This window comes from Pseudoalteromonas sp. SWXJ133 (assembly GCF_015864365.1).
GTDB classification, from domain to species: Bacteria; Pseudomonadota; Gammaproteobacteria; order Enterobacterales; family Alteromonadaceae; genus Pseudoalteromonas; species Pseudoalteromonas arctica.
On sequence record NZ_JADYXJ010000002.1, the window covers coordinates 168769 to 195156 of the forward strand.

Annotated in this window: 26 protein-coding genes, 1 tRNA gene and 1 pseudogene; 11 read left to right on the plus strand and 17 right to left on the minus strand. The window is 39.8% G+C overall.

All coding sequences use genetic code 11. The annotated features are described in order from the left end of the window. Nucleotides 1-49: 49 nt before the first annotated feature. From dusB to I6F40_RS02330, 8 genes are all read left to right on the plus strand, one after another. Nucleotides 50-1021, plus strand: coding sequence for a tRNA dihydrouridine synthase DusB (gene dusB / locus I6F40_RS02295; protein WP_010553368.1), 972 nt, complete (start codon nucleotides 50-52; stop codon nucleotides 1019-1021). Between the two features lie 19 nt (nucleotides 1022-1040). Next, on the plus strand, nucleotides 1041-1331 hold the full coding sequence (gene fis / locus I6F40_RS02300) for a DNA-binding transcriptional regulator Fis (RefSeq protein WP_002957804.1): 291 nt from the start codon (nucleotides 1041-1043) through the stop codon (nucleotides 1329-1331). A gap of 191 nt (nucleotides 1332-1522) precedes the next feature. Further along, nucleotides 1523-3109, plus strand: a complete 1587-nt coding sequence (gene purH / locus I6F40_RS02305) for a bifunctional phosphoribosylaminoimidazolecarboxamide formyltransferase/IMP cyclohydrolase (RefSeq protein ID WP_197119694.1) — start codon at nucleotides 1523-1525, stop codon at nucleotides 3107-3109. Nucleotides 3110-3215: 106 nt separating this feature from the next. Further along, nucleotides 3216-4037, plus strand: coding sequence for a class I SAM-dependent methyltransferase (locus I6F40_RS02310; RefSeq protein ID WP_007586523.1), 822 nt, complete (start codon nucleotides 3216-3218; stop codon nucleotides 4035-4037). Between the two features lie 15 nt (nucleotides 4038-4052). Continuing rightward, on the plus strand, nucleotides 4053-5336 hold the full coding sequence (gene purD, locus I6F40_RS02315) for a phosphoribosylamine--glycine ligase (protein WP_165725127.1): 1284 nt from the start codon (nucleotides 4053-4055) through the stop codon (nucleotides 5334-5336). Between the two features lie 112 nt (nucleotides 5337-5448). Beyond that, nucleotides 5449-7989 (plus strand): EAL domain-containing protein, encoded by a 2541-nt coding sequence (locus I6F40_RS02320; RefSeq protein WP_010553371.1) that lies wholly within the window; start codon nucleotides 5449-5451, stop codon nucleotides 7987-7989. Between the two features lie 22 nt (nucleotides 7990-8011). Continuing rightward, complete coding sequence (locus tag I6F40_RS02325) at nucleotides 8012-8821, plus strand: DUF2797 domain-containing protein (protein ID WP_010553372.1); 810 nt, start codon at nucleotides 8012-8014, stop codon at nucleotides 8819-8821. 6 nt (nucleotides 8822-8827) lie between these two features. Further along, the gene (locus I6F40_RS02330) at nucleotides 8828-9121 is read left to right on the plus strand and encodes a hypothetical protein (RefSeq protein WP_197175838.1); all 294 of its coding nucleotides are present in this window, start codon (nucleotides 8828-8830) and stop codon (nucleotides 9119-9121) included. A 13-nt stretch (nucleotides 9122-9134) separates the two neighbouring features. Here the strand turns inward: I6F40_RS02330 and I6F40_RS02335 are convergent, their stop codons facing one another. The 6 genes from I6F40_RS02335 to I6F40_RS02360 all read right to left on the minus strand — a co-directional run bounded on the left by I6F40_RS02335 (nucleotide 9135) and on the right by I6F40_RS02360 (nucleotide 14191). Next, nucleotides 9135-10052, minus strand: coding sequence for a histone deacetylase family protein (locus I6F40_RS02335; RefSeq protein ID WP_166376403.1), 918 nt, complete (start codon nucleotides 10050-10052; stop codon nucleotides 9135-9137). A gap of 122 nt (nucleotides 10053-10174) precedes the next feature. Further along, nucleotides 10175-11716 (minus strand): serine hydrolase, encoded by a 1542-nt coding sequence (locus tag I6F40_RS02340; RefSeq protein WP_197192442.1) that lies wholly within the window; start codon nucleotides 11714-11716, stop codon nucleotides 10175-10177. A gap of 15 nt (nucleotides 11717-11731) precedes the next feature. Continuing rightward, nucleotides 11732-12226 carry a gamma-glutamylcyclotransferase family protein gene (locus I6F40_RS02345; RefSeq protein ID WP_007586500.1) on the minus strand — a complete coding sequence of 165 codons (495 nt, stop codon included), beginning with the start codon at nucleotides 12224-12226 and terminating at the stop codon, nucleotides 11732-11734. 26 nt (nucleotides 12227-12252) lie between these two features. Continuing rightward, on the minus strand, nucleotides 12253-12891 hold the full coding sequence (locus I6F40_RS02350; RefSeq protein ID WP_165727125.1) for a LysE family translocator: 639 nt from the start codon (nucleotides 12889-12891) through the stop codon (nucleotides 12253-12255). 11 nt (nucleotides 12892-12902) lie between these two features. Beyond that, nucleotides 12903-13676 carry a hypothetical protein gene (locus tag I6F40_RS02355; RefSeq protein WP_165725125.1) on the minus strand — a complete coding sequence of 258 codons (774 nt, stop codon included), beginning with the start codon at nucleotides 13674-13676 and terminating at the stop codon, nucleotides 12903-12905. A gap of 29 nt (nucleotides 13677-13705) precedes the next feature. Further along, complete coding sequence (locus I6F40_RS02360; protein WP_010553378.1) at nucleotides 13706-14191, minus strand: CreA family protein; 486 nt, start codon at nucleotides 14189-14191, stop codon at nucleotides 13706-13708. A gap of 207 nt (nucleotides 14192-14398) precedes the next feature. On the opposite strand from I6F40_RS02360, the gene I6F40_RS02365 reads away from it, so the two are divergent. Then, the gene (locus I6F40_RS02365; RefSeq protein WP_002957818.1) at nucleotides 14399-14728 is read left to right on the plus strand and encodes a 5-carboxymethyl-2-hydroxymuconate Delta-isomerase; all 330 of its coding nucleotides are present in this window, start codon (nucleotides 14399-14401) and stop codon (nucleotides 14726-14728) included. Between the two features lie 319 nt (nucleotides 14729-15047). Here I6F40_RS02365 and I6F40_RS02370 read toward each other — a convergent pair. The 4 genes from I6F40_RS02370 to I6F40_RS02385 all read right to left on the minus strand — a co-directional run bounded on the left by I6F40_RS02370 (nucleotide 15048) and on the right by I6F40_RS02385 (nucleotide 17051). Further along, nucleotides 15048-15124 (minus strand) — tRNA-Ile (locus tag I6F40_RS02370). 255 nt (nucleotides 15125-15379) lie between these two features. Then, nucleotides 15380-15877, minus strand: coding sequence for a hypothetical protein (locus I6F40_RS02375; protein WP_197175835.1), 498 nt, complete (start codon nucleotides 15875-15877; stop codon nucleotides 15380-15382). Nucleotides 15878-16253: 376 nt separating this feature from the next. Then, on the minus strand, nucleotides 16254-16412 hold the full coding sequence (locus tag I6F40_RS02380) for a YqaE/Pmp3 family membrane protein (protein ID WP_002957822.1): 159 nt from the start codon (nucleotides 16410-16412) through the stop codon (nucleotides 16254-16256). Between the two features lie 72 nt (nucleotides 16413-16484). Beyond that, a complete protein-coding gene (locus I6F40_RS02385) occupies nucleotides 16485-17051 on the minus strand; it encodes a BON domain-containing protein (protein ID WP_007586486.1) in 567 nt (188 codons plus the stop codon). A gap of 328 nt (nucleotides 17052-17379) precedes the next feature. Between I6F40_RS02385 and I6F40_RS02390 the strand changes: the two genes are divergently transcribed. Then, complete coding sequence (locus I6F40_RS02390; RefSeq protein WP_007586484.1) at nucleotides 17380-18048, plus strand: LiaF domain-containing protein; 669 nt, start codon at nucleotides 17380-17382, stop codon at nucleotides 18046-18048. Between the two features lie 38 nt (nucleotides 18049-18086). Here the strand turns inward: I6F40_RS02390 and I6F40_RS02395 are convergent. Beyond that, nucleotides 18087-18503 (minus strand): annotated as a pseudogene (locus tag I6F40_RS02395) (VOC family protein). 276 nt (nucleotides 18504-18779) lie between these two features. Between I6F40_RS02395 and suhB the strand changes: the two are divergent. Continuing rightward, entirely contained in the window at nucleotides 18780-19583 is an 804-nt protein-coding gene (suhB, locus tag I6F40_RS02400) for an inositol-1-monophosphatase (protein WP_002957826.1), read from the plus strand. A gap of 53 nt (nucleotides 19584-19636) precedes the next feature. Here the strand turns inward: suhB and I6F40_RS02405 are convergent, their stop codons facing one another. From I6F40_RS02405 to queA, 6 genes are all read right to left on the minus strand, one after another. Next, nucleotides 19637-20446, minus strand: a complete 810-nt coding sequence (locus I6F40_RS02405; protein ID WP_165741554.1) for a substrate-binding periplasmic protein — start codon at nucleotides 20444-20446, stop codon at nucleotides 19637-19639. 322 nt (nucleotides 20447-20768) lie between these two features. After that, complete coding sequence (gene secF, locus I6F40_RS02410) at nucleotides 20769-21716, minus strand: protein translocase subunit SecF (RefSeq protein ID WP_007586474.1); 948 nt, start codon at nucleotides 21714-21716, stop codon at nucleotides 20769-20771. Nucleotides 21717-21725: 9 nt separating this feature from the next. Next, entirely contained in the window at nucleotides 21726-23585 is a 1860-nt protein-coding gene (secD, locus tag I6F40_RS02415) for a protein translocase subunit SecD (RefSeq protein WP_197192443.1), read from the minus strand. Nucleotides 23586-23604: 19 nt separating this feature from the next. Further along, nucleotides 23605-23940 (minus strand): preprotein translocase subunit YajC, encoded by a 336-nt coding sequence (yajC, locus tag I6F40_RS02420; protein ID WP_197192444.1) that lies wholly within the window; start codon nucleotides 23938-23940, stop codon nucleotides 23605-23607. Between the two features lie 25 nt (nucleotides 23941-23965). After that, nucleotides 23966-25093, minus strand: coding sequence for a tRNA guanosine(34) transglycosylase Tgt (gene tgt / locus I6F40_RS02425; RefSeq protein ID WP_197192445.1), 1128 nt, complete (start codon nucleotides 25091-25093; stop codon nucleotides 23966-23968). A gap of 182 nt (nucleotides 25094-25275) precedes the next feature. Further along, nucleotides 25276-26307: a tRNA preQ1(34) S-adenosylmethionine ribosyltransferase-isomerase QueA gene (queA, locus tag I6F40_RS02430; protein ID WP_197192446.1), complete on the minus strand. Its 1032-nt coding sequence runs from the start codon at nucleotides 26305-26307 to the stop codon at nucleotides 25276-25278. Nucleotides 26308-26388 lie beyond the last annotated feature (81 nt).

The following is a 26388-nucleotide window of genomic DNA, read 5'->3' on the forward strand; positions in this document are numbered from 1 at the left end:
AAAAAAACCGTAAACTTAGCGCCCCTTGAAAAGAGGCCTATTGAATATAGTGCGTATCGGTAAATACCAACTTGAGAATAATGTAATTGTCGCGCCAATGGCTGGCATTACAGACAGACCATTTAGACAACTTTGCCGTCGTTTAGGCGCAGGGCTAGCTGTTTCTGAAATGCTATCGTCTAATCCTAAGGTTTGGAAAACGGAAAAGTCGATGAACCGTATGGATCACAGCGGTGAGTCGGGTATACGCGCTGTGCAAATTGCAGGAGCAGATCCTGAGCTTATGGCGCAGGCCGCACAATTCAATGTTGCTAACGGTGCACAGATCATAGATATCAATATGGGGTGCCCAGCAAAAAAAGTGAACAAGAAACTCGCAGGCTCTGCCTTATTACAGTTTCCTGAACTTGTGGAAGAGATTATTGATGCAGTCGTTAATGCTGTTGATATACCTGTGACACTTAAAATCCGTACAGGATGGGATCCGGATAACCGTAATGGTGTAGAGATTGCGAGAATAGCTGAACGTTATGGCATTGCATCACTTGCTGTACATGGGCGTACGCGCGCATGTATGTACAAAGGTGATGCTGAGTACGCCACGATTAGGGATATAAAACGTTCAGTGTCGATTCCTGTTGTTGCCAATGGTGATATTACATCACCAGAAAAAGCAAAACAGGTTTTAGACTATACGGGTGCAGATGCCATTATGATTGGCCGAGCCGCCCAAGGTCGCCCTTGGATATTTAGGGAGATAGACCACTATTTGCGAACTGGGGAACACTTACAGCCGCCTGCTATTGCAGAGGTGCGCAGTATTTTAATGGAGCATTTAACAAACCTCCATCTGTTTTACGGTGAGCCAATGGGAGCGCGAATTGCTCGCAAACATGTATCTTGGTATTTGCAAACCCATGACAGTGATGGTCAGTTTAGGCGAGTATTTAATGCGCTCGACAACCCACAAGCACAGGTCGTCGCATTAGAGCAATACTTTAAAACACTAGCAGCTAACTAAGAAAGAAAGAGACTTAATAATGTTCGAACAAAACGTGACTTCTCCATTTATCACTAACCCTCATGTTCAGTCACACGAGAAACCGCAGCCATTGCGTGATGCAGTAAAAAAAGCTGTTCACCACTATTTAAAGCAGCTTAACGGTCAAGATGTGCAAGACGTTTACGACCTTGTTCTTTCAGAGCTAGAAGCGCCATTACTTGAAGAAGTAATGACATATACACGTGGTAACCAAACTCGTGCAGCAATTTTACTAGGTATCAACCGTGGTACTTTACGTAAAAAGCTTAAAAAATACGGAATGAACTAATATGCTGGCTGTGATTTATCACAGCTAATTATTAAAAAAGCACCCTAGGGTGCTTTTTTTATGCCCGTAGTTTAATAGCCGAGTTGCAAAATGCTCACCCTCATCGGCGCTTTATAAGTCGTTTTTTGAGTTGTAATCAGTTAAAATGCCCGCTTCTAAGCTAGCTCATTAACTGAGGAAATCAAACTACAATGGATACTCATCGTCCCATTCGTCGCGCACTATTAAGTGTGTCTGATAAAACCGGTATTGTTGAATTTGCCCGCGCACTAGAAGCGCAAGGCGTTGATATATTATCAACTGGCGGTACATGTAAACTACTTGCTGATAACGGCATAAAAGTGACTGAAGTATCAGATCACACAGGCCACCCTGAAATCATGGATGGTCGCGTAAAAACTCTTCACCCAAAAATTCACGGCGGCATATTAGCCCGTCGCGGACAAGATGAAAGCGTAATGGCAGATAACAACATTTCTGCTATCGACATAGTTGTAGTTAACTTATACCCCTTTGCGAATACAGTCGCTCAAGAAAACTGCAGCCTTGAAGATGCTATTGAAAATATTGATATTGGCGGCCCTACAATGGTTCGTGCAGCCGCTAAAAACCACAAAGACGTAACAATCGTGGTAAACGCGAGTGACTACGACCGTGTTATCAGTGAAATGCAAAACAATAATGGCTCTACTACATATAAAACACGTTTTGACTTAGCGATTGCAGCTTACGAGCACACTGCACAATACGATGGCATGATTGCTAACTACTTCGGTAAAATGGTTCCTGATTACACCGAGGAAGCTGCTGTAGAGACTAAATTCCCTCGTACTATTAATATGCAGTTCACTAAAAAGCAAGATATGCGTTACGGTGAAAACTCACATCAAGATGCTGCTTTTTATGTTGAAAGTGACATTGCTGAAGCATCAGTTGCAACAGCAACTCAATTGCAAGGTAAAGCCCTTTCGTTTAACAACATTGCAGATACCGATGCAGCACTTGAATGTGTTAAAGAATTTGACGTACCTGCGTGCGTAATTGTAAAACATGCTAACCCGTGTGGTGTTTCAATTGGGGACAATATTCTACAAGCATACGAGCGCGCTTTTAAAACAGACCCTACATCAGCATTTGGTGGCATTATTGCCTTTAACCGAGAGCTAGATGCAGCAACTGCACAAGCAATTGTTGATCGTCAGTTTGTTGAAGTAATTATCGCACCTAGTATTTCGAGCGACGCTGCAAAAATTGTTGAAGCTAAAAAGAACGTTCGTTTATTAGAATGTGGACAGTGGACAGGTAAAGCAGCTGGCCAAGATATTAAACGCGTTAACGGCGGTATTTTAGTTCAAGACCGCGATTTAGGCATGGTAACGCAAGGCGACTTAAAAGTTGTTTCTAAACGTCAACCTACAGAGCAAGAACTTAAAGATTTACTATTTTGCTGGAAAGTAGCTAAGTTTGTTAAATCAAACGCAATTGTTTATGCCCGTGACGGTATGACCATTGGTGTAGGCGCAGGCCAAATGAGCCGTGTATACTCAGCTAAAATTGCAGGCATAAAAGCTGCAGACGAAAACCTTGAAGTTAAAGGTTCAGTTATGGCGTCTGATGCGTTCTTCCCATTCCGTGATGGCATTGACGCAGCCGCAGCCGCTGGTATTACTGCGGTAATTCAGCCAGGTGGCTCAATGCGTGATGAAGAAGTGATTGCAGCTGCTGATGAAGCTGGCATGGCAATGGTACTTACTGGTATGCGCCATTTCCGCCACTAATCACACAAAGGGTTAAACGTTGGTTTAACCCTTTTTGTTTGCTATAAATTCACGTATTCTGATTATTCAATAACCTATTTAAAATTATAATGTGAAGGAACAAACAATGAAATTTGCGCTAAAATCGCTACTTGTAGCCACACTAACGATGACATCGACTATGGCGCTTAGCCATAACCACGAATCGAGCCTTGAGCATGCACTTCAATCAAGCGAACGTAGCGCTAAAAACAGCGTTCGTGACGAATATCGTCACCCGGCTCAAACACTTGCATTTTTTGGCTTTAAACCAACTATGACAGTTGTTGAAATTGCGCCAGGCGGTGGTTGGTATAGTGAAATTTTAGCGCCAGCACTAAAAGAGCAAGGCACTTATTATGCCGCGCACTTTCCTGCTGATTCATCAGTTGGCTACTACCAACGCTCTCTTGCGGGCTTTAAACAAAAAGTAGCTGAAGATGAGCGCTTTAGTAGCGTTAAAATTACTGAGTTTGCACCTGTAACACATTTAGATATTGCGCCAGCTGGCAGTGCCGATATGGTTTTAACTTTTCGTAATGTGCATAACTGGTATATGGGCAAAGATAAAAGCGGTGCATTAAGTGCATTCCAAGCTTTTTATAAAGCCCTTAAACCAGGTGGTACATTAGGTTTAGTTGAACACCGTTTAGCTGAAGAACGTGCTGACGAAGATCAAAAAACATCAGGTTATATGAAGCAGAGCTACGTAGTAGACCTTGCTAAACAAGCTGGGTTTGAATTAGTAGCAAGCAGTGAAATAAATGCAAATCCAAAAGATACAGCCGATCACCCTAAAGGTGTATGGACGCTACCACCAAGCTTAAGACTCGGCGAACAAGATGCTGACAAATATAAAGCCATTGGTGAAAGCGACCGCATGACGCTGAAATTTAAGAAACCGCTTTAAATAGGAATTTTCGCCATGAATGTTTTAGTCATTGGCAGCGGCGGCCGCGAACACGCACTTGCGTTTAAAGCCGCTCAAAACACCAAAGTAAATACTGTATTTGTAGCCCCTGGTAATGCAGGTACTGCACTTGAACCAAAACTTGAAAACGTAGCAATAAACGTTGACGACTTAGAGGGTTTACTTAGTTTTGCACAGCAAAATAAGGTAGAGCTTACTATTGTAGGTCCAGAAATACCGTTAGTACTGGGTGTTGTTGATAAGTTTCGTGAACATAACATGGCTATTTTTGGCCCAACGGCAGGCGCAGCCCAGCTTGAAGGCTCTAAATCGTTTACTAAAGATTTTTTAGCACGCCACAATATTCCATCAGGCGATTATCAAACGTTTGAACAAATTGACCCAGCCCTAGCTTATTTAAAAGAAAAAGGCGCGCCAATTGTTGTAAAAGCAGATGGTTTAGCTGCAGGTAAAGGCGTAATTGTAGCAATGACGGAAGCCGATGCCGAAGATGCTATTCGCGATATGCTTGCGGGTAATGCTTTTGGCGATGCGGGAAGCCGTGTTGTTATTGAAGAATTTTTAGAGGGTGAAGAAGCGTCTTTCATTGTAATGGTTGATGGCAAAAACGTATTACCATTTGCTACCAGTCAAGACCATAAACGCGCTTACAATGGCGATGCCGGTCCTAACACGGGTGGCATGGGTGCATACTCACCTGCGCCAGTTGTTACGGATGAAATCCACCAGCGTATTATGAACGAAGTGATCTACCCTACGGTAGAAGGCATGGCAAGCGAAGGCCATCCGTACACCGGCTTTTTATACGCAGGTTTGATGATTGACGAAACAGGTACCCCTAAAGTAATTGAGTACAACTGTCGCTTTGGCGACCCTGAAACTCAACCAATGATGCTACGTTTACAATCAGACTTAGTTGAATTGATTGAAGCTGCTAACCGTGTAGAACTTGATAAAACAACGATTAAGTTTGACCCACGCGCAGCCGTTGGTGTTGTACTTGCAGCTAAAGGTTACCCTGGTGATTACCCTAAAGGTGATGCAATTTCGGGGCTAAAAGTTGATTACCCTGCGGGTGAAAAAGTGTTTCATGCGGGTACTAAGCAAAGTGGCAATGACGTTGTAACCGCAGGCGGTCGCGTATTATGCGCAACAGCACTTGGTAACACTGTTACAGAAGCGCAGCAGCGCGCCTATGAGCTTGTTAAACAAATTAGCTGGGATGGTATGGAATATCGTACTGATATAGCTTACCGTGCTATTGCACGCGAGCAATAGCCTGTAATACCTATTCATTGGTATAACCAGTTAATTTAACTACAAAAGCGCAGTTTATCTGCGCTTTTTTAGTGCTACACTAATTAAAAGGTTTTTTAAAAGTAAATTAACGTTGGAACTAAGAACTTTACGTTACCATGCAATTGCTGTTGCCATACTGATATTTATATTTTTTATAATCAGTACATTGGCATCAAACCTTGTCGTGCCTACACGATATACAATTGATAAAACGGCTCCAATGTACCTCGATTACGCCTACTATATTGACGAAACCAAAACTAAAACATTCGATACCATCATTAACCAACCTGAATTACTTACTCATCAACCATTTTCAGATGTTCCATGGAGTTTTAGCCAGCAAAACTATTGGTTGTTTCTTGATTTAGAAAATAAAAGCCTTAACAAGCAAAATGTTGTGGCACATTTTGACAACCCTATGGTCGATCACCTTACGGTTTATCGCCTCGATAAAAACAACAAACTAATTGAAACATATAAACTCGGCGATAAAGAAGAAGCCCTCTCTTTGTTTGAATACAGCGTACCGCATATTCGTTTTTTAGTAGAAAGAAAATCGTCACAGCGCCTAGTAATGAAAATAGACACAGTCGGCATAAGTAAAACACCTGTAAACTTATATCGTGATAAAGAGTTTATTGACTTAGTGCGCTCTCAAACTGGGATCTGGGGTATTTTTGTAGGCGTGCTATTGATGGCTGCGCTTTATAACTTGGTGCTTTATTTTGGCATAAAAGACCGTGTTTATTTAATTTATATTGGCTATATCATTAGTGCGTTAACCTTATTGGGTGCAGTGCTTGGTTTTGGATTTTATTTATGGCCAGTGCAATGGCAGTTATATATTCACGAAAAAGTCATATTTTTTAACTACGCAATATCATTTTTCACTCTCGCCTTTTGTACTATGTTTTTACGCTATCACAAGGACAATTGCTGGCGATACAAAATGAGCGTAAAACTGCTTTTGTTTATGTCAGTAATGGCTATAGCTAGTCTATTTATTCCTGAGTACATTGCAGCCCCGTTGTTTTTTTGTGTAATGGCACTTTTATACGTTGTTTGTATTATTTTAATTTATAACAAGCTACGTAGCGGCTTTAGGTGGGCTAAGTTTTATGTACTTTCGTGGATACCGCTGATATTTGGTGCGGTAATACAGCCTATGGAGCTCACTGGCTTTTTGGCTTATAGCTTTACCTCGCGCCATGCCTTTTTAATGGCTATTTTGTGCGAAGTTATTTTAATGGCAATGGCGTTAGCTGACCGAGTAAGGTATCAGCGCGAACGTGCGCTTTACCATGCCACGCACACACAACAAACAAAGTTACTTAATAGCTCCAAGCTAAAACAAGCATTTATGGCGCTACAAAGCCAAAACCGCTCAACAACTTTATGTTTAATAAAAATACGTCACTTTAATTCGCTCAATACAATTATTACCTCTTCTCAGGGCTACACACTTATAAAGCATGTAGCCAAAGAGCTTGAATTAGAACTCAGCCATGAACGCGAATTTACAAACCTCGAAACAGATTTAAACACCAGCCCACGCTTAGCCGATTTAAGCAGTGGCGTATTTGCCTGTATTTCTACTAAAACACAAAACCAAGAAATGCTAGAAGCACTACTGACTAAAATAATTAGCAGCCTACCAAAACAATATGAAATTAAAGGGCTAAACCTGCAGCTTAGTTACAGTATAGGTATTAGTAGTGCAGGTAAGAGTAACGACTTTGAATATTGGTTAAAGCGTGGTTATTTAGCGCTTAAAAAAGCAAAAGGTAGCGTTAATCAAGTTGGGTCATCGTCAAACGGTAATAATCTAATGATGGACGTTGCTCTAGCCGCTAAGCTGCAACAAGCCATCAAAACAAATCAACTGGCACTTTATTACCAACCTCAAATAAACTTATTAAGTAACCACGTAAGTGGTGCTGAAGCTTTATTACGTTGGCCCGACCCAACTTACAGCAACTTATCAATTGAAGAACTAATAATACTTGCTGAGCACACAGGCATTATTAACGAGCTAACACTGTGGGTAATAGAGCAAGCCTGTAAAGACATAGTCAAGCTTACAAAAAATGGCTATAACGAGCACACAATTAGCGTAAATTTAAGCGCTAAAAACTTAACTATAAATAATTTAGCCGAAAAAGTAGAAAATATTTTAATTAAATACCAAGTGCCGGCACAGTTACTTAAATTTGAACTAACCGAATCGGCCTTCGTAGATAGCCAAGATGCACTTATAAAGTTAGTTGATGAGCTAACCGCATTAGGTATTAAAGTAGTACTGGATGACTTTGGGACAGGCTATGCGTCACTTAGCTACTTAGTCAATTATCACTTTAGTGAACTTAAAATAGATAAGTCATTTGTTTTTGATTTACCTAATAACCCTACTCACCAGGTTATTGTACAAACAGCCATTGATATGGCGCATAACCTCAATTTATCAATAACAATTGAGGGGGTAGAAACCCAGGAAATCCATCACTTACTCAAAGATATGAACGCTGACTACGCCCAAGGTTATTTATACGCAAAAGCACTGCCTTACACCGACTATTTACACTTCTTAAAAAGCCAATATAGCTTAAAAATGTTAGACTCCTCTTTTTAACATCTTTAGGGGCCAAGTAAAGATGCAAGGCACACTGCGTAAATTAAAATCGAGCTTAACCGAACCAGTACAATATCACTTACCTGTAGGTGAACACCTAGTAGACTTAAATGCATTTATAGGTAAGGAGCTTACGCTTACCTTTAGTGGCACTATTTTATGTTCTAACTGCGGTAAAAAAACCAAAAAAAGCTATTCTCAAGGTCACTGTTTTGTATGCATGCGCAAGCTCGCTAGTTGCGATATGTGTATTATGAAACCAGAAACCTGCCACTACGATCAAGGCACTTGCCGAGAGCCACAGTGGGGCGAAGAAAACTGCATGATCCCACACTATGTATATCTCGCTAACACCTCTGGGTTAAAAGTAGGTATTACCCGCCACACACAAATACCGACTCGTTGGGTTGATCAAGGCGCGACTCAGGCATTACCTATTTTTAAAGTGCAAACTCGCCTGCAATCAGGTTTAGTGGAAGTTGCATTGGCTGAATTTATTGCCGATAAAACGAATTGGCGCAATATGCTAAAAGGTCAAAACGAAGCAATTGACTTAAAAGCAGCTGCAGCCGAGCTGATCCCACAAATTAGTGAAAAGCTAAACGAGCTCAGTGAATTATTTGGCGCAACAGCAATAGAACAACTTGATGAAGATGTAGTTGATTTAAACTTTCCAGTAACCGAATACCCAACAAAAATCAGCTCATTTAACTTTGATAAAGACCCTGTTGTAAGTGGTGTTTTACAAGGTATTAAAGGCCAGTACTTAATTTTTGAAAAAGGCGTTATTAATATTCGTAAATTTACGTCTTATGAAGTAACCGTAGGCTAACGGGCTATGTTAAACAGCTATCCACAGTTATTGGTTATTTATAATGAGCTTGAGATAGCCCATAACCAACAAGAGCAACAAGAGTGCTTACACAGCGTTATGCAAAGTGAACTAAGCGATGTGCGAGTACTTAATAAGCAAGGTGACTTCCTTAATTTACAAGGCACTGTTTGCCCTGAATTGAATGGCGAGCAGCTAGCACAGCTTGTTACAGCTTACTTATTAAATGAAGGACAATGCTGCCTTGGTAAAATCAAAACCCTAAGCACAGCGCAGGCGTTTGATTTATTAGGGCTATAAACACTCTCTTTATTTAAACCTCAGTAAGCACTTTTATATGCGCTACAGCACTGCGACCTAAAGCTGATAGCGCATAGCCACCTTCTAAGTACGAAATAACACCTTTGCAGCCGCCCTCTTTAGCAACACCACATAGTTGCTCGGTAAGCCAAATGTAGTCATCCTCTACAAACTTTAAGCTCGCCATATCATCTTCTAGGTGTGCATCAAACCCTGCGCTTATAAAAAGTAATTCAGGCTTAAACGCTTTTAATTTTGGTAACCATTGCCCAGTAAACACCTCTTTTAGGTCGTCGCCATTACTAGCAATTGGCAGAGGTGAATTAACTATATGACTATTATTTTTAACCGCTGTATTTGGGTAAAACGGATACTGAAATAACGAACAAAGCAGTACGTTTTCGTCATCAATAAAAATGTCTTGTGTGCCATTCCCATGGTGTACATCAAAGTCAGCAATCGCAATGCGCTTAACCCCTTTGCTTTGAGCGTACTTAACGGCAATAGCTAAGTTATTAAACACACAAAACCCAGATGATGAATCTTTATTAGCATGATGCCCTGGCGGGCGCACAGAACAAAAAGCAGCATCGAGTTTATCAGCAAGTATTTCGTCAACAGCTAACAATCCGGCACCTACTGCCCGCTCAATCGCTTTAAACGAATCGGGGCACAACCACGTATCGCCATCTAAATTAGCGAGTCCTTCGGTTGGTAGTGTAGTTTCTACGTGTTTAACTAAAGCCTCATCGTGAGCAAGTAAATAATGCTCACGCTCGGCCTTAGGTGCCTGCAGGTGTGTTAAGCCAACATCTACACCGCTGGCTAATAACCTGTCGGTAATTGCATCTAAGCGCTCTGGGCACTCAGGATGGTCGTCTATCATTTTATGTTTACGGCAATGAGGGTGTGAAATAACTGCAGTACGCATAAAATGCTCCTAGCCAAAGTAAATTGAATGCTTAATATAACAAAGCCACCGACGGGTGGCTTTGCGACTTTGGTGTATATCGATACTTTAAATATCGATACCTTGAATATCAATGTTATTAGCTATTTTGCTTTTAAATGTAGGTTGCTAAAATCAAAGCTAAAGTCGGTAATTTGTGTTGATACTGCACGCATTTTAGCGCTGTTTACACGGTTTTGTGAGCTCATTTCAAAACGAATAAACGCATCCGCTTCAAGCAGCTTTTCATCCCACTTAACTATAAATGTATTACCAGTGTAATGCTCAAGTGTGCCTTTTAAGCGCTTAGTATGCGTAAAATCAATATGCAATTTACTATCAAGCTGCTCAATAATTACATCGCCATACCAATCATCATGTAATGTACCGGTGTAATTAATGTTTGGTAATTGTGGTTGGTAGTCAGCGGGGGCTTCTGGTTTTGCATTAGCGTACGCCTGTTGTTTACCTTCAAAATGACTTTTAGCTAAATCCTCTACCCAGTCTTTATCTTCGAGCTCAAGTGCATCTTCAAGTACTTCATGGGTTACTGCCGAAAGTGCACCGAAAGCTTGTTGATTAGATAAAATAACAATACCGAGTTTTTTCTCAGGCAATAAAGTAACTTGCGATACCATCCCTAAAATACCACCGCCATGACCTAGCTTTTTAAAGCCGTGGTAGTCTTCAATACTCCAACCTAACCCATAACCCCTAAACTGCTGATGATACGATTCAAACGCACTTTTAGACGCCATAGACGTAATATGTGGGTGCCACATTTGCGCTTGTTGCTTTTCGCTAAACAGCTGCTCGCCACTTGGCATTTTACCGCCTGCTAATTGCGTACGAAGCCATTGGCTCATATCGCTTACACTTGAAGCAATGGCACCTGCACCTCTAAAATCTTCTAAGTAATTCACAAAAAATGGATGAAGCGTGCCATCCATAGGAATATGACCTGTCGCCCAGTTTTTATTACTTTTTGGAATACGTGAAAATCCCGCGCGTGAGTTATCCATGTGCAGCGGCTGTAATATATTTTTTTCGATGTAATCGTTCCAGCTGATACCCGACACACGTGCAACCACCTCACCAGCGGTAACAAACATCAAGTTGTTATAAGCGTATTTACTACGAAAACTGCTCGCTGGTTTTAAATACTGTAATCCCGCTAAAATTTCATCAACTGACTTGTCGGTACTTGGCCAAATCATTAAATCGCCTTGCCCAAGCCCTAGCCCACTGCGGTGACTTAATAAATCACGAATACGCATTTCGCGTGTTACGTATGAGTCGTATAATTTAAACTCTGGTAAATGATCAATTACGCGGTCATCCCAGCTTAACTTCCCCTCATCAACTAACTTGGCAAGCGCTGCTGTTGTAAACGCTTTCGTGTTTGAAGCAATACCAAACAAGGTGTCTTTGTTTACTTTTTTGTTGGTATCGAGATTAGTTACACCAAAGCCTTTAGCAAATATTACTTTATCGTTTTCAACAATGGCGACTGCCATACCGGGTACGTCAAAACGCGCCATTGACGCTTTAATAACGTCGTCAATTTTGTTGGTATCAACTTGTGCCCAGCTACTAAACGAAGTGCCTGCTAGTAGTGCAATTGCGGCAAGTTTGGTTAATTTCATATCAATCCTATTTTATTATTTTTGATGAACTGCAAATTCAATTGCTGCGCGCTCTTGATTGGTATCGCTTTTTTGTGCGCGATTTAATATCGCATCACTGTATTCTTTTGGTACGCCCGCTTCAAGTGATCCGCGATGAACGTGTTTTATGTACCAATCGTATGGGAGTACATCGCTGTCATGGGTATTAGCTATATAACAATGTGCAGTTACAGTCTCACCCGTTAGAAGCGTTGGGGCTATATCTACGCAGTCGTAACCTACGCCCTCAATACCATCTAAAATAACTTTTTCATCTTCATTAAGCTCATAAATAACGCCGTAAACCAGCGCGCCTTCTTTATCGCTTGGGCAAATACTGCATTTGCCAGAGCCATCTTTAAATAGCATATCAAAAGTTAGCTCGTAACCTTTAAGTACCGCTGTTCCTACACGCTTTACATTAGGTAAGCGCGCTAACAAACGATTAGATGACATATTGGAGCCAAACGAAAAATTATATAACGGCATTTTATCTCCTGTACTTTTTAAATAAGTTAAATAACAACACGTACTGCAAGAGCAATTAAAATAACGCCAATTCCACGGTCAAACCAATAACCGCGTTGTTGGAAAAAACCCCTTACATTATTTCTAGAAAGTATTATTGAAAGCATTGAAAACCACGCCCAAGTAGCCAATGCCATGTACACACCGTAACCGACCTGTACGCTAGTCGGTGTTGTTGGGCTAATCACGAGTGTAAATAATGACATAAAAAATAACGTGGCTTTTGGGTTTAATGCATTTGTGAAAAAGCCGCGCCTAAAAGCAAGCCAAACGGATTCTTCTTGGACGGTTTTTTTTTCAACATCTTTTGCAGCCTCGCCTTCATTACTTGCTGGAGGTTTTGCAGCTCTGAGTGCTTGTACGCCTAAATAAGCTAAATATGCACCGGCAAGATACTTAAGCGCCATAAATAAACTAGGCGATTGCGTTAAAATAAGCGCAACACCTAAAACGCAATAGGCAACGTGCAGTAAAATAGCAGCGCCAACACCGGCGCTTGTCCACAATGCATTGCGCCTTCCTTGTTGCACACTTTGCTTAAGTACTACGGCAAAGTCGGGCCCTGGGCTTGCTACTGCAAAAAAATGAGCAATAACAATCAGTAAAAATTCATCTAAGTATTCCACGCAGATCCTTGCTAGTTTGGCGAATAAGCTAATAACAGCGGGTTAGCCGAGTTATTTACCAATGCTTTAATTTCTTTTTGCGCTTTTTTAAACTGACCACGTAAATGCGGCTTTAAATGCTTTTTAGACACTTTATCGTTTTTAAAGTAGCTAATCAGGGCATGCATAAATACCGTATGTGTTTCACTTAACTTAGCTTCACGGTTAGCGTATGGATTATAACAAGAGCCACAACCGCCTTTAAACTGATACACCGTGTTGCTCATCATCACACCAAATCCTAAAAAACAGGCAAGTGCGTCGGCAGCTTGTGGTAAATACTCCCTACCTCCTGGCGGTAGCACCCCAACGTGATGAATAAGTATGGTGGCCAGAGTACCCGCATAACTTGCCACTAAATCTTGTGGCTGATTAATCTGATTAGGATTAAAAGAGATACTGACCTTATGGCTTGGCGGCACAATTAGATGGCTGCCTTCGCCACGTATTCCATCACTAAATTCAAAGTGCGGAAAAACTTGCGGTTGTAACTGCTGAGGTGCGACTAATTGAATAGGCCATGCATTCATACCCGCGTAATTAGTAACCCGGGTAAAAACATTACTCGCCATTTCCTCAATGCTCGATACCGAATCAGGGAAAAAAGTGGCCGTTGGCAGTATTATTTGAGTGTGCTTTGTAAAAAACTCTGCATCAAAATTTTCTACAGCCCAAATAAATGTATCAATAAGCCATTGCTGCTCTTGATCTTCCAATAAAGGTGCCGATTTAAATAAAGCTAACATAAGGTGCTCTTATAAGTTTTAGTGCTAGTTTAGTTTTTTTGTGTAAGTGCCCAATCCCACGCTTGAGTATTGTATAGCGGCACTGTTGATAGTGCATGGTGGTGGCTACCACTGGATTCTTTAGTTGAATACGATAAGTACAATAAAGTACGATTCTCAGCATCGTAAATACGGCGCACTTTTAGTGATTTAAATAATATACTTTTAGATGATTTGAATATCACTTCACCTGATTTACTGCGGTCTATTTTTTGTAGCTGCTGCGCTGTAATAGGACCCGTTTGACGACATGCTATAGACATATCAGAGGGATCAGAAAAGTCCAAATTAGCCTCTATATGACTAATATGACAAGTAACGCCTTCAAGGATTGGATCTTGCTGCGAATTAACCACAACATCCTTAGTTGTAAATAACCCCAGACTTACCGATGCAACATCGTCAGAGCAAGCACTTAATGTAACAACTGCACCTGTAAGTAAAGCTAAACGTTTAAATTTTTGTGGTAATTTCATACTTATCCTTAATTAATATATAAGTAACTTGGCACCTACGTTACTAAGCGAAGGTTCACCTGTTTGTTTTTATACTAACATCAAAAATAAATACGACTAAATTAGTTTAAAGTAAAGATTTTAGATAGCTCAGGGTTTAGCGAACCCTGTTGTATTTGATACAATTAACTCTCGCTCATGCAGTAACTCATAATAGGAAACGCCTAAATGCCGCACATTATTATTGAACACTCAGAAGACCTCCCTGTTTTACCACAAGTACTGGTAGAAAAAATTCACACTACCGCTTTCGAAAGTAACTTATTTGAATTAGAAACCATCAAAACACGCGCTATTGCTTATCAGCAATATCAACTTGGCGCAGGAAAATCAGGGTTTATACATATCGCGGTACATATTTTAGCGGGACGCTCAATTGAGCAAAAACAAATGTTAAGCGAACTGCTACTTTCATGCTTAAAAACATACTGCAGAGCATCAGACAGTTTAAGCGTAAATATTTACGATATTGAGCATGAGATATACCGTAAAAATTAGTTAACTCTTGTAGTTTTGAGCAATAGAAGTAAACACTAGTAAGTAAAAAGCCCCAATAGGGGCTTTTTTGTATTCTAAAATCAGGTGCAGCTCATTGTCATTTACAAAACAGAGCATGAATAGCGTCCGATCTAACGCTGGAATTTAATAGTGCATTCGCACTCTTTCAAATTTAAGAAAGCTTAGCTTAATCTATGGATTAACTTTATTTAAATTATATTTATTATTAGAGGTAAATAAAGAATCATAAATTACACGATATTAAGTTCATGTAGCTTTAAATAATTTGAGTAGGTATTTTTTGGAAAGTTTGCAAAAGTGGTGGCCCCTCCCAGACTCGAACTGGGGACCTAACGATTATGAGTCGTGTGCTCTAACCAACTGAGCTAAGGGGCCAACTTTTATATAACTGCTAGGCAGTTAATTTTTGAAGCGTTCAGTCACAGAGCGACTAAAGCGGGTTGCAGTATAAAAACTTTTTAGGTGCTTGTCACTACCAAACACCTTTATTTTAACAATCAGTAAGCTAACTGCTTAAATAGTAATCTTTTAGGTGGGTATAAGCATAAAATACAAGATATTCCCCACGATATTCTCTGCATTAAATTATAAAAACCTTCCTCCCACATGTAGTCTTTTGTATTTAACGCTCTACTTTTTAAGTAAAGCTAACATATATGTGTAGGCATACAAGGCTGTAAAAAATATGCTTGGGGCTACTGTAAGTGTCAAATTAGGTGTCTGATTAATTACATTCACCATAATCACTAAGCTCGATTGAACAGTAATCGGAATAATAGGCGCAAAAAGTACACCTGCTATTTTTTTGTTACCTAAATACGAGGCGCTAGAGTTAATTGCATTATTGAAGCTTTGTCGTATTGCTACGTTTTGTGGTGTTTTAGAATGAAACATACAAATAATTGGAGTTACGAACGCAAGCGATACATAACTAGACTTATACTTGTTGACGACCTTTTCTAAAATAAAAGTAAAAAACAGCGTTACAAATCCACTATACAAACCTTGTACTAATGCAGCTTGAAGCGTGACCGATTTAGCAATATCTGCAGAACTGTTCGCCCAGTAGGCCCAGCTAAAATAAAAAACGAATGACACAACGCCTGACAGTATAAGTCGAATATTCAATTAGCTACCTCAATATGCGTAAAAGCTTGGTGTAATGATAACACTAGAAGTGATGGTAATATTGTCACTAAATAATAGAGTAATTAACCGCGTATTGTAGATATAAACAAACTAATATTAAAGATTTCCTAAATGGCATCAATACAGAATCAGAACACTACTGTTAGTTAGAAAGCTTAATTGAAGTAAACAATGGTTTGGCTGAGGGAATGTTGGGAGTGAGTTACAAGAAATAAATCACTTAGTTTGAGTAAATTAAAAATTAGATTTTGATAAAAAATATTTACTTTAAAAATTAATATTGTGAGCCGAACAGTACTGGGGCACTTTTATCATTAGGCCTCAGTAGTCGGCTTACACAATATATAATCTGTCATTATTTTTTCGCAATAATGTAGATTGCATGTATTAACCCTGGGAAATAACCTAGCAGTGTTAATAAAATATTTAACCAAAAGTGCATACCTAAGCCAACTTGCAAAAATACACCTAATGGCGGTAATAAAACTGAAAGTATTATACGAATAATATCCATGACTAAACTCCATTTAAATTAAGCATTAAAAAGGCGTAAAGCCCAGTGTTAGTGGGCCTTAACTATACTGTACTATTCAGCAACAATAGCTAGTTTATCAACTACGTCACGAACATCTTCAGCATTTTTAGCAATTTTAACTGCTAGTTGTTTTTCAGCTTCAGACTCTACTGAACCGTTCAGAGTTACAATACCGTTGTCGGTATCAACATCAATGTCTGTACCACCTACTTCTGAGTCAAACAGGAAGCGAGTTGTGATTACAGTGGTGATTTTAGCGTCCGTTAGGTCGTTATCATCATCGTCCATCATGTCATTGCTTTTATCTTTGGTATCCATGCTTTTAACAACAGTAAGGCTGTTATCAACATCAGATACACCATCTAGGCTAAGTACAAGTTCTTCTGCTAGCTCTTTATCAAGCTCGCTATTAACTTTACCTGTAAGTACTACTTTGCCATTTTTTACATCAGTGTTAATGTCAAAGTTGTTTAGATTAGTGTTCATAAGTAGAACTGTTTCTGCCTTACCATCAATCCAAGCATCTTTACTTTCGTTTTCCCAGCTGTTTGCTTGGGCACCCATAGCCGTAGTACCAAGAACTAGAGCTGCGATAATAGACTTGTTAAATGTTTTCATAATCTTTCTCCTTTTGATTAAAGACACTTTAACTAATGCGAGCTTTGGGCCAACTTTATTTATACTTAAATTTCAATAGGTTGAGTTTACTTTGGAGTGAGGCATTATCTATAGTTGTGTAACTATTTACAGGCTACTCGGTAAAAATTTCTCAAATAGTGAAAATAGCTAGATAATTGCATTTTTGGTTAATCTATCGTTAATATAACAAAATAAAAAACATCATTATAAATTAACCTACTGATAATTAGGGTGATTATATTTGGTGCGTGCTTTGCATACAAACATCAAGAGCAGTATCAATAGTAAATACAATAAGGAATGCCCCATGTCTGTAAAAGTTGAAGACCGCCCAATAGAGCAAGTACGCGAACAAGTAATTGACCAATTAATTTATAATTACAGTCATGGGGTTATTTCTGTTGATGCATTTGAGAGACGACTCGATAGCGCGATGGATGCACCTAATAACGACGCTCTTTTAGCCTTAGTAGAAGACTTAACACTTAATACCGATCAGCAATATAAAGCAGAAAAACAATCGCAATTTAAACCACATTATAGTGCACAGCAAAACAGTGATGATGATTTTACATTACGCAGTATTTTAGGCTCTAACGAACGAAGCGGTCAGTGGGTTGTCCCAAAAAATATATATTTAAGTAACTTTATGGGATCGGTGGTACTTGATTTTACTGATGCCATTTTTGCGCATCAAAATGTAACTATTCACGTTAACTGTATTTTTGGTAGCGATGAGATTTACGTACCAGAGCATGTAAATGTAGTGTCTAAAATGTTTTGTATTTTAAGTAGCCTTGAAAATAAATCGGTATCACTTAACAAACGCCAAGGTCCTACTATTCATATTGAAGGAAAGGCAGTTATGGGATCGGTTGAAGTAAAAATAAAGCGCACAATTAAAGAAAAATTTATGAGCTTTGCAAATGAGCTAAAAACCCAGTTTGGCACGGGTAATAATAACCGCTCACTATAATTGAGTAGCAGCACTTTAGCGTGCTGCTTAGTATTTTATTATAAATCGTTATTTCGCTCGCTTGGTATATCACTTAAATACTCTACAAACTCAACTTCAAACCCTGCAGGATCAATAAAGTAGACATTCTTTCTGAAAGGATTCTCGCTACCTTGCTTGCTTACTGTAAAACCCACTTTATTTAAGCGCATTACTACTGCGCTTAAATTATTAGTTACATAAGCAAAGTGTGCAAAACCAATTTGATGGCCCGATAAGTTTCTGTTTTCACCCTCACCATGACTGCTTATCGCAATGTAATGCGTGTCATCTCCAAAGTGTACCCAGCGTCTTGGTTTTCCATGCCAATCGCCTCAGCCCTCACTTCTGACTGACCAATGCGGAAATACAGCTTGGTAAAATTTAAGCATACTATTTATATCACTCGCGACTAAGTTTACGTGCTCTAAATACATAATGTTGTCCTATCAATTAAGTTAGGGGCACGATAAAACCTCAAGCTAACTTTAGGTAAAGCGTTATTTAAAATTAATTCAATTTAATTAACACACAAAGGAACATAGTGACTTATTAATTGCTCATTATTATTTTTTAAAAATATAGACACTTTTCAATCTTGTATAAAAAACAAACATAAGTATTTGGGGTTTATTGTTTACTTTATGTCAAAAGTCGCTAAAATACGCCGGCTGAAATATATAAACGTTCTTTTACAACCCAAAGGTAATACCATGCATCCAATGTTAAACATTGCGGTTCGCGCTGCGCGCAACGCAGGCAAAATTTTACTTCGCGCAAGTGAAGATTTATCAAAAGTTGAAGTGCAACAAAAAGGCGCTAACGACTTAGTAACTAACATTGATAAAGAAGCCGAAGCCGTAATTCGTGACACTATTTTACAGTCTTACCCTACTCACTCTATTGTTGGTGAAGAATTAGGTGAGCATAAAGGCAAGGATGATGATTACCAATGGATTGTAGATCCTATCGATGGAACAACTAACTTCATCAAAGGTATCCCTCATTACGCGGTTTCTATCGCACTTAAAGTTAAAGGTCGTTTAGACCAAGCTGTTATTTATGATCCAATTCGTGGTGAGCTTTTCACTGCATCTCGCGGTCAAGGCACTCAGTTAAACAGCAAACGTCTACGTGTTAGCAAAACTACGGTTCTTGCAGGCACTGTACTTGCTACTGGTTTCCCTTTCAAAAACAAAAACCACATGGATGCATACACTGAAGCGTTTAAAGCATTGTTTGTACACACTGCAGACATTCGCCGTGCAGGTTGTTCTGCTTTAGATATGGCATACGTTGCAGCTGGTCGTGTTGATGGATTTTTTGAAATTGGTTTAAAACCTTGGAACTCTGCTGCAGGCGAACTTATGGTTAAAGAAGCGGGCGGTATGGTTGTAGATTTCGCTGGTGGTAATAACTATAACCACAGCGGCAATATTATCTGTGGTTCACCAAAATTGACTCAAGCAATTATTCGTGAAATTCGTCCAGTATTAACTGAGTCGTTACTTCGCTAATTTGATGCTATTAATAGCATGCTAAAAAGGAGCTCAGGCTCCTTTTTTTGTGCCTAAAAATAAGGGTTATCGAGCTTAATCTCTATCGTTTTGCCTTTTGCATAAGGTAGTGTATTTAAATCCTTTGCGAAGTATTCATTAAATAATGCGTCAAATTCACCGCTTTCCTGCATCACTATTAATCCCTCTTCAACAGCCTTTGCTAATTCAGGTTTACTCTTAGTCACAAAGTAATAAATACCGGTTGGATAACTTATGTATAAATTAGGCACGATTACTAAATTACTTTGTTTGTTTTCAACAAGCTCAGAGTTAACCTCAATAAACGAACGAGGAAAGTAATCTATTCGTCCACGGCTCGTTAAAGTGAACATGGCTTGGTAGTTAGTAAGCGGTCTTACATGTAATCCGTTATAGGACATTATTCTTGTATCTGGCCAGTTGTGCCCTTGTACAGCCGAAAACGTAGCTAGCTGCTCAATATTTTTTACCTTTTTAAAGCGCGCCAAGTTTTGCTTATTAGTTAATAAAGCTCGCTTACCTATATAGCCTTTAAATAGTGGTATTTTTATCGCCAAAGCAAGCGCCTCTCGCTCTGGACTGCTCATACTCCAATACATATCTAATTCGTTATCATCTAGGTTTATTAACTTACGCTTTTGCAGTTCTGATATGGGGGTCATTCGGATAACACCGGAGTAGTTAACACTTTCAAGTGCACGTACTAATAACTCATTGAGGTATTCTTCTCGTGCGTTTTGGGTATCTTGCTTTTGAGCAACATTAATTATTTGCTCTTGCGCCATAAGTGAAAAACTTACAAACAAACTAAATACACTGATAGAAACTTTTATTGGTAACATAATAATTACCTGCTTTGTTTAAATTACCTATTATTGGCTGAAAGGCTAAACACTTCTAAAGCATCCCTTGAGCACATAAATAAATAGATAACTAGAGCGATAACACTTGGCTTATTTTAGCCTCAGTGGCCGGTGACTTAACCTATGGCGATTTATATATTATTGCAAAAAGGTCCTACCGATTCACACTACAAAGTTAGCACTGTTTTCGTAAGCTTGCACTGTTACATCCGCTAATGAAAACTTAGACGCCTGAACAATTAATAAATTGCAGGTATAAAAAAACCGCTCATAGGAGCGGTTTTTATTTAATGAGACTCTACTACGGCATTGCGTCTAGGTCTGCACCTTCTTTTTCAATTACTTCTGGTATTAAGTCTTCTTTGCTTACGCCCATTGCTATAGCAACAGAACTCGCAACATAAATCGAAGAATAAGTACCAATAAACACACCAAACAGCAATGCAGTTGCAAAGCCATGAATGGTTTGTCCGCCCCATGCAAACAAAGCAATCAATACTAAAATAGTCGTGATTGAGGTTACAAGTGTACGGTTAAGTGTTTGCGTAAGTGAAATATCAATAATTTCTACTGTATCGTCAATGCGCACTTTACGGAAATTTTCACGAATACGGTCAGATACAACAATCGTATCGTTAAGTGAATAACCTATTACCGCAAGAATTGCCGCTAATATAGTTAAATCAAACTCTAAACCTAATATCGAAAATAAACCCACAGTAATAATAACATCGTGTAGTAGTGCACCTACCGCACCCACAGCAAAGCGCCATTCAAAACGAAATGCAACGTAGATTAAGATACAAATAAGTGCAGTTAACATGGCAAGGCCACCCTGCTCTTTTAAGTCTTCACCTACACTTGGGCCCACAAACTCAATACGGCGCATTACTACGCTGTCATCTGCTTTTTTAAGCGCATCAATTACTTGGTTACCAATCACTTCAGCTTTAACATCACTACCGCGTGGTGCTAAGCGAACTAAAATCTCTTGGCTAGAACCAAATAGTTGTACCGATGCATCAGCAAAACCATTATCAGCTAGCGCAGCACGTACTTTTTTAAGGTCTGCTGGCTGTGAAAAACCAACTTCTACCGCAGTACCGCCGGTAAAATCTAAACCAAAATTTAGACCTTTAACGAAAACTGATGCAAACGACGCTAAAATTAATAACGTCGAAAAACCCATAGCCACTTTACGAAGAGACATGAAACGAAGGGTTCTACTACCCAAACTTAAAATTTGCATGTCAGCTCCTTAAATCGAAAGTTTATCAATACGTTTACCACCAACGAACAAGTTGATTACCGCACGGGTACCAACAATGGCTGTAAACATTGAAGTTAAAATACCAATCGCAAGTGTTACTGCAAAGCCAGCTATTGGGCCGGTACCTACTGCAAACAGTATAATGGCAGCAATTAGCGTGGTGATGTTGGCATCAAATATGGTGCTAAATGCGCTATCGTAACCAAAGTGAATGGCTTGTTGAGGGCTGCGGCCATCGGCCAGCTCTTCACGAATACGCTCAAAAATAAGTACGTTAGCATCAACCGCCATACCTACCGTTAATACAATACCAGCAATACCAGGTAGCGTAAGTGTAGCGCCCGGAATTAAAGACATAACACCTACAATTAGTACTAAGTTAGCCGCAAGCGCAAGGTTTGCAACCATACCAAAGCCTTTGTAGTACACAAGCATAAACACAAGTACAAACGCAAAACCAAGTGCAACCGCAGTCATACCCGCTTCAATGTTTTCTTGGCCTAAGCTTGGACCTACTGTGCGTTCTTCAACAATTTGAATTGGCGCTACTAGCGCACCTGCACGAAGAAGTAAGCTTAAATTATGTGCTTCAGCTGGGTTATCGATACCTGTAATGCGGAACGAGCGATCAAGACGTGCTTGAATCGTTGCTACGTTAATTACTTCTTCTACCTTAATAGGTGGAAGCGCTTTACCGTCTGCATCTTTTTTACCTGATGGCTTGTACTCAATAAATACCGTTGCCATACGTTTGCCAATAGCACGTTTGGTAAAGGCATTCATTTTTGCCCCACCTTTGCTATCAAGCGTAATACTTACTTGCGGGCGTTGGTATTCATCTGCACCAGATTGCGCGCCAGTAATATGGCTGCCTTCTAGGATGATGCGTTTTTTAAGTACCACAGGATAACCGTCGCGGCTCATAATCATTTCAGTACCCGCTGGGATACGACCTTGAGCAGCAGCACTTGCATCAGCATTTTCGTCTACTTCACGAAATTCAAGTGTTGCTGTAGCGCCTAAAATTTCTTTAGCGCGTGCAGTGTCTTGAATACCTGGTAGTTGAACAATAATACGCTCAGCGCCTTGGCGTTGTACGTTAGGTTCTGCAACACCAATTTGGTTGATACGGTTACGAATAATCGTTTCATTTTGCTTGATAGCATAGTCACGAATTCCTTTGAGTTTTTGCTCACTCATTGTCGCAAAAAATGCTTTATCGTTACTGCTGTCATCAATATAGACATTCAGCGGGTAGCGAGTTTCTAAGAAGCTCTCTGCAGCATCTTTATCTGCCTCTGTACGCATTTCTACACGCATACGATCGGAGCCAGCTACGCGGCGAACACTACGGTAGCGTAGTTTTTCTTCGCGTAAATCGCTTCTGAAATCTTGTTCCATTTGCTCAAGCTGGTTATCTACCGCTGTTGCCATGTCGATTTCCATGGTGAAATGTACGCCACCACTTAAATCAAGACCTAGCTTCATAGGATTACCACCAACCGCTTTTAACCAAGCTGGTTGAGCAGGTGCCATATTAATAGCAGAAATGTAATCATCGTTAAGCGAATCACGCAGTAAATCATGCGCTTTAAGCTGTTCTTCAACATTTTTTAAACGAACTAAAATTTGCCCATCTTCAAGTATTGTCGATTTAGCGGTTACATTATTTTTTTCAAGGATTGCGTTTACTTTGTCTACAACACTGAGATCTACATCAGCGCCTTTAGCACCTGAAACTTGTACAGCCGGATCGCGACCATACAAGTTTGGAGAGGCATATAAAAGGCCAATGGCTACCACAGCTAAAACAAGTAAATACTTCCAAACTGGAAACTTGTTTAACACGGGGTCGTCCTTATTATTTTTATAGCGACTTCATTGTGCCTTTTGGCAATACTGCAGATACTGCAGATTTTTGTACTGTTACTTCTGCTTGCTCGTTTAAAGAGATAACGATGAAATCTTTCTCTTCAGAAATCTTCACAATTTTACCCACTAAACCGCCTTGGGTAAGTACTTCATCGCCTTTAGCCATCATACTCATTAAGCTTTTGTGCTCTTTAACGCGCTTAGCTTGCGGGCGGTAGATTAAAAAGTAAAAAACCAAACCGAAAATAGCTAACATTACTAGCATTTCCCAACCACCGCTTGCTGCTGGTTGGCCGGCTGCTGCGTGTGCATTTGAAATAAATAAACTCATGATACTTCCTCTTTAATTTTAAAGTTTAATTTTTTATATCTGCTAGCTCTGGCACATCTTGGCCTCGGCGAGCATAAAAATCTTGTACAAATTCTTCTAATTTACCTTCGCTAATTGCATTACGTAAACCTTCCATAACACGTTGATAGTAACGTAAGTTATGAATTGTGTTTAGTCGCGCACCTAAAATTTCGTTACATTTATCAAGGTGATGCAAATAAGCGCGTGAATAGTCCCCACACGTATGGCAATCACACTCAGGGTCAAGTGGCCCTGTGTCTGTTTTATGTACTGCGTTACGTATTTTAACTACACCGGTGGTAATAAATAAATGGCCGTTACGCGCATTACGTGTTGGCATAACACAGTCAAACATATCAATACCACGGCGAACCGACTCAACTAAATCCTCTGGCTTGCCTACACCCATAAGGTAACGTGGTTTATCTTCTGGCATTTTAAACGCGCAATGATCAAGAATATTCATCATTTCGTTTTTAGGCTCACCTACTGATAGGCCACCTAACGCATAACCATCAAAACCAATTTCTTCTAAGCCTGCTTGTGATTGTGCACGTAATTCTGGGTACATACCACCTTGAATAATACCAAACAAAGCAGATGGATTGTCGCCATGCCCTTCTTTTGAGCGTTTAGCCCAACGAAGAGATAACTCCATAGAATCTTTAGCTTCTTTTTCAGTTGCTGGATATGGCGTACACTCGTCAAAAATCATAACGATGTCTGAGCCTAAGTCGCGCTGTACTTCCATCGACTTTTCAGGCGACATCATAATTTCATCACCATTTACCGGAGATTGAAATAACACGCCTTCTTCAGTGATTTTACGCATTGCGCCTAAGCTAAATACTTGGAAACCGCCCGAGTCAGTTAAAATTGGGAAATCCCAATTCATAAAGTCATGTAAATCACCATGTTGCTTAATGATTTCAGTACCTGGGCGAAGCATTAAATGAAAGGTATTACCTAAACATATTTGCGCACCAGTGGCTTTTACTTCATCTGGCGTCATACCTTTTACAGTACCGTAAGTACCAACAGGCATAAATGCTGGAGTTTCTATTACACCACGGTCAAAAATCAAGCGGCCGCGGCGCGCTTTTCCGTCAGTACAATCTAATTCAAATTTCATATCATCCTCAATGTCAGAAAAACAGTCCAACAAGCTATAATTTAACCGCTCGATTCTACCCTTTTTGCCTCATTAATACTATTAGCTGCGATGAATTCAGTTTTGCTTATTACGTAAACAAAAATCCCAGCTTTGTCGCTGGGATTTTCAGTATTATTTACTGAGTAATAAATAATAAGCTGTTACTTGCGTGTTAAAAACATCGCATCACCGTAACTAAAAAATCGGTACTTTTGTTCAATTGCCGTATTGTATGCACCCATAATATTATCTTGCCCGCTAAAAGCGCTGACTAACATTATAAGCGTTGATTCTGGTAGGTGAAAATTAGTGACCATGGCATCCACAACATTAAACTGATAGCCCGGAAAAATAAATATATCAGTATCACCAAAATACGTATCTAATTTGCCGCCATGAACTTTAGCTGCCGACTCTAATGAACGTACTGAAGTTGTACCAACCGCAATTACGCGCCCGCCATTTGCTTTGGTTTGTGCAACGGCTTGCACTACGTCATCAGGCACCTCAATGTACTCTGAATGCATTACATGCTCATCAACACTATCTACTCGTACTGGCTGAAAAGTACCTGCACCTACGTGCAAAGTAACAAAAGCCATGTTTACACCTTTCTCTTTCAGTGCATTCATTAGCTTATCGTCAAAATGTAAGCCCGCTGTTGGCGCAGCAACTGCACCTGGCTTTTCTCCATAAACCGTTTGGTAACGCTCACGGTCAGCTTCGGTATCTGGTCGGTCAATATAAGGAGGCAGTGGCATATGGCCAATATCATTAAGTATATCTAGCACGTTTTGGTTATGATCAAATTCAAGCTCAAATAACGTATCATGGCGTGCAACCATTATTGCCTTGGCTTTGCCTTCAAGAATAACTTCGTTACCAACCTTGAGTGATTTACTCGCGCGAACATGTGCTAATACTCGATGTTCATCAAGCACTCGCTCTACAAGCACTTCAACTTTGCCGCCAGAGGCTTTTTGACCAAACATACGTGCTGGAATTACGCGTGTATTGTTAAAGACTAACAAATCGCCTTCGTTTACTAAATCAAGTATGTCGCTAAACACTTTATGTTCTAGAGTTCCGCTTGGGCCATCTAAAGTAAGTAAACGGCTGCTAGTTCTGTCCGCTTTAGGAAAACGAGCAATTAATTCATCAGGTAAGTCAAAGCTAAAGTCAGCCACGCGCATAATTAGTAATCCACATCATTTAAAATCGCGCCAAGTGTATATGTATCGGGTATTAAGCTCAAGAAATCAGCCAAACTTATA

Bases quoted from the DNA above. Each gene is read 5' to 3' on its own strand.
- fis (WP_002957804.1), top strand. From the start codon at position 1,041: ATGTTCGAACAAAACGTGACTTCTCCATTTATCACTAACCCTCATGTT.
- purH (WP_197119694.1), top strand. From the start codon at position 1,523: ATGGATACTCATCGTCCCATTCGTCGCGCACTATTAAGTGTGTCTGAT.
- I6F40_RS02310 (WP_007586523.1), top strand. From the start codon at position 3,216: ATGAAATTTGCGCTAAAATCGCTACTTGTAGCCACACTAACGATGACA.
- purD (WP_165725127.1), top strand. From the start codon at position 4,053: ATGAATGTTTTAGTCATTGGCAGCGGCGGCCGCGAACACGCACTTGCG.
- I6F40_RS02325 (WP_010553372.1), top strand. From the start codon at position 8,012: ATGCAAGGCACACTGCGTAAATTAAAATCGAGCTTAACCGAACCAGTA.
- I6F40_RS02330 (WP_197175838.1), top strand. From the start codon at position 8,828: ATGTTAAACAGCTATCCACAGTTATTGGTTATTTATAATGAGCTTGAG.
- I6F40_RS02335 (WP_166376403.1), bottom strand. From the start codon at position 10,052: ATGCGTACTGCAGTTATTTCACACCCTCATTGCCGTAAACATAAAATG.
- I6F40_RS02340 (WP_197192442.1), bottom strand. From the start codon at position 11,716: ATGAAATTAACCAAACTTGCCGCAATTGCACTACTAGCAGGCACTTCG.
- I6F40_RS02345 (WP_007586500.1), bottom strand. From the start codon at position 12,226: ATGCCGTTATATAATTTTTCGTTTGGCTCCAATATGTCATCTAATCGT.
- I6F40_RS02355 (WP_165725125.1), bottom strand. From the start codon at position 13,676: ATGTTAGCTTTATTTAAATCGGCACCTTTATTGGAAGATCAAGAGCAG.
- I6F40_RS02360 (WP_010553378.1), bottom strand. From the start codon at position 14,191: ATGAAATTACCACAAAAATTTAAACGTTTAGCTTTACTTACAGGTGCA.
- I6F40_RS02365 (WP_002957818.1), top strand. From the start codon at position 14,399: ATGCCGCACATTATTATTGAACACTCAGAAGACCTCCCTGTTTTACCA.
- I6F40_RS02380 (WP_002957822.1), bottom strand. From the start codon at position 16,412: ATGGATATTATTCGTATAATACTTTCAGTTTTATTACCGCCATTAGGT.
- I6F40_RS02385 (WP_007586486.1), bottom strand. From the start codon at position 17,051: ATGAAAACATTTAACAAGTCTATTATCGCAGCTCTAGTTCTTGGTACT.
- I6F40_RS02390 (WP_007586484.1), top strand. From the start codon at position 17,380: ATGTCTGTAAAAGTTGAAGACCGCCCAATAGAGCAAGTACGCGAACAA.
- suhB (WP_002957826.1), top strand. From the start codon at position 18,780: ATGCATCCAATGTTAAACATTGCGGTTCGCGCTGCGCGCAACGCAGGC.
- I6F40_RS02405 (WP_165741554.1), bottom strand. From the start codon at position 20,446: ATGTTACCAATAAAAGTTTCTATCAGTGTATTTAGTTTGTTTGTAAGT.
- secF (WP_007586474.1), bottom strand. From the start codon at position 21,716: ATGCAAATTTTAAGTTTGGGTAGTAGAACCCTTCGTTTCATGTCTCTT.
- yajC (WP_197192444.1), bottom strand. From the start codon at position 23,940: ATGAGTTTATTTATTTCAAATGCACACGCAGCAGCCGGCCAACCAGCA.
- tgt (WP_197192445.1), bottom strand. From the start codon at position 25,093: ATGAAATTTGAATTAGATTGTACTGACGGAAAAGCGCGCCGCGGCCGC.
- queA (WP_197192446.1), bottom strand. From the start codon at position 26,307: ATGCGCGTGGCTGACTTTAGCTTTGACTTACCTGATGAATTAATTGCT.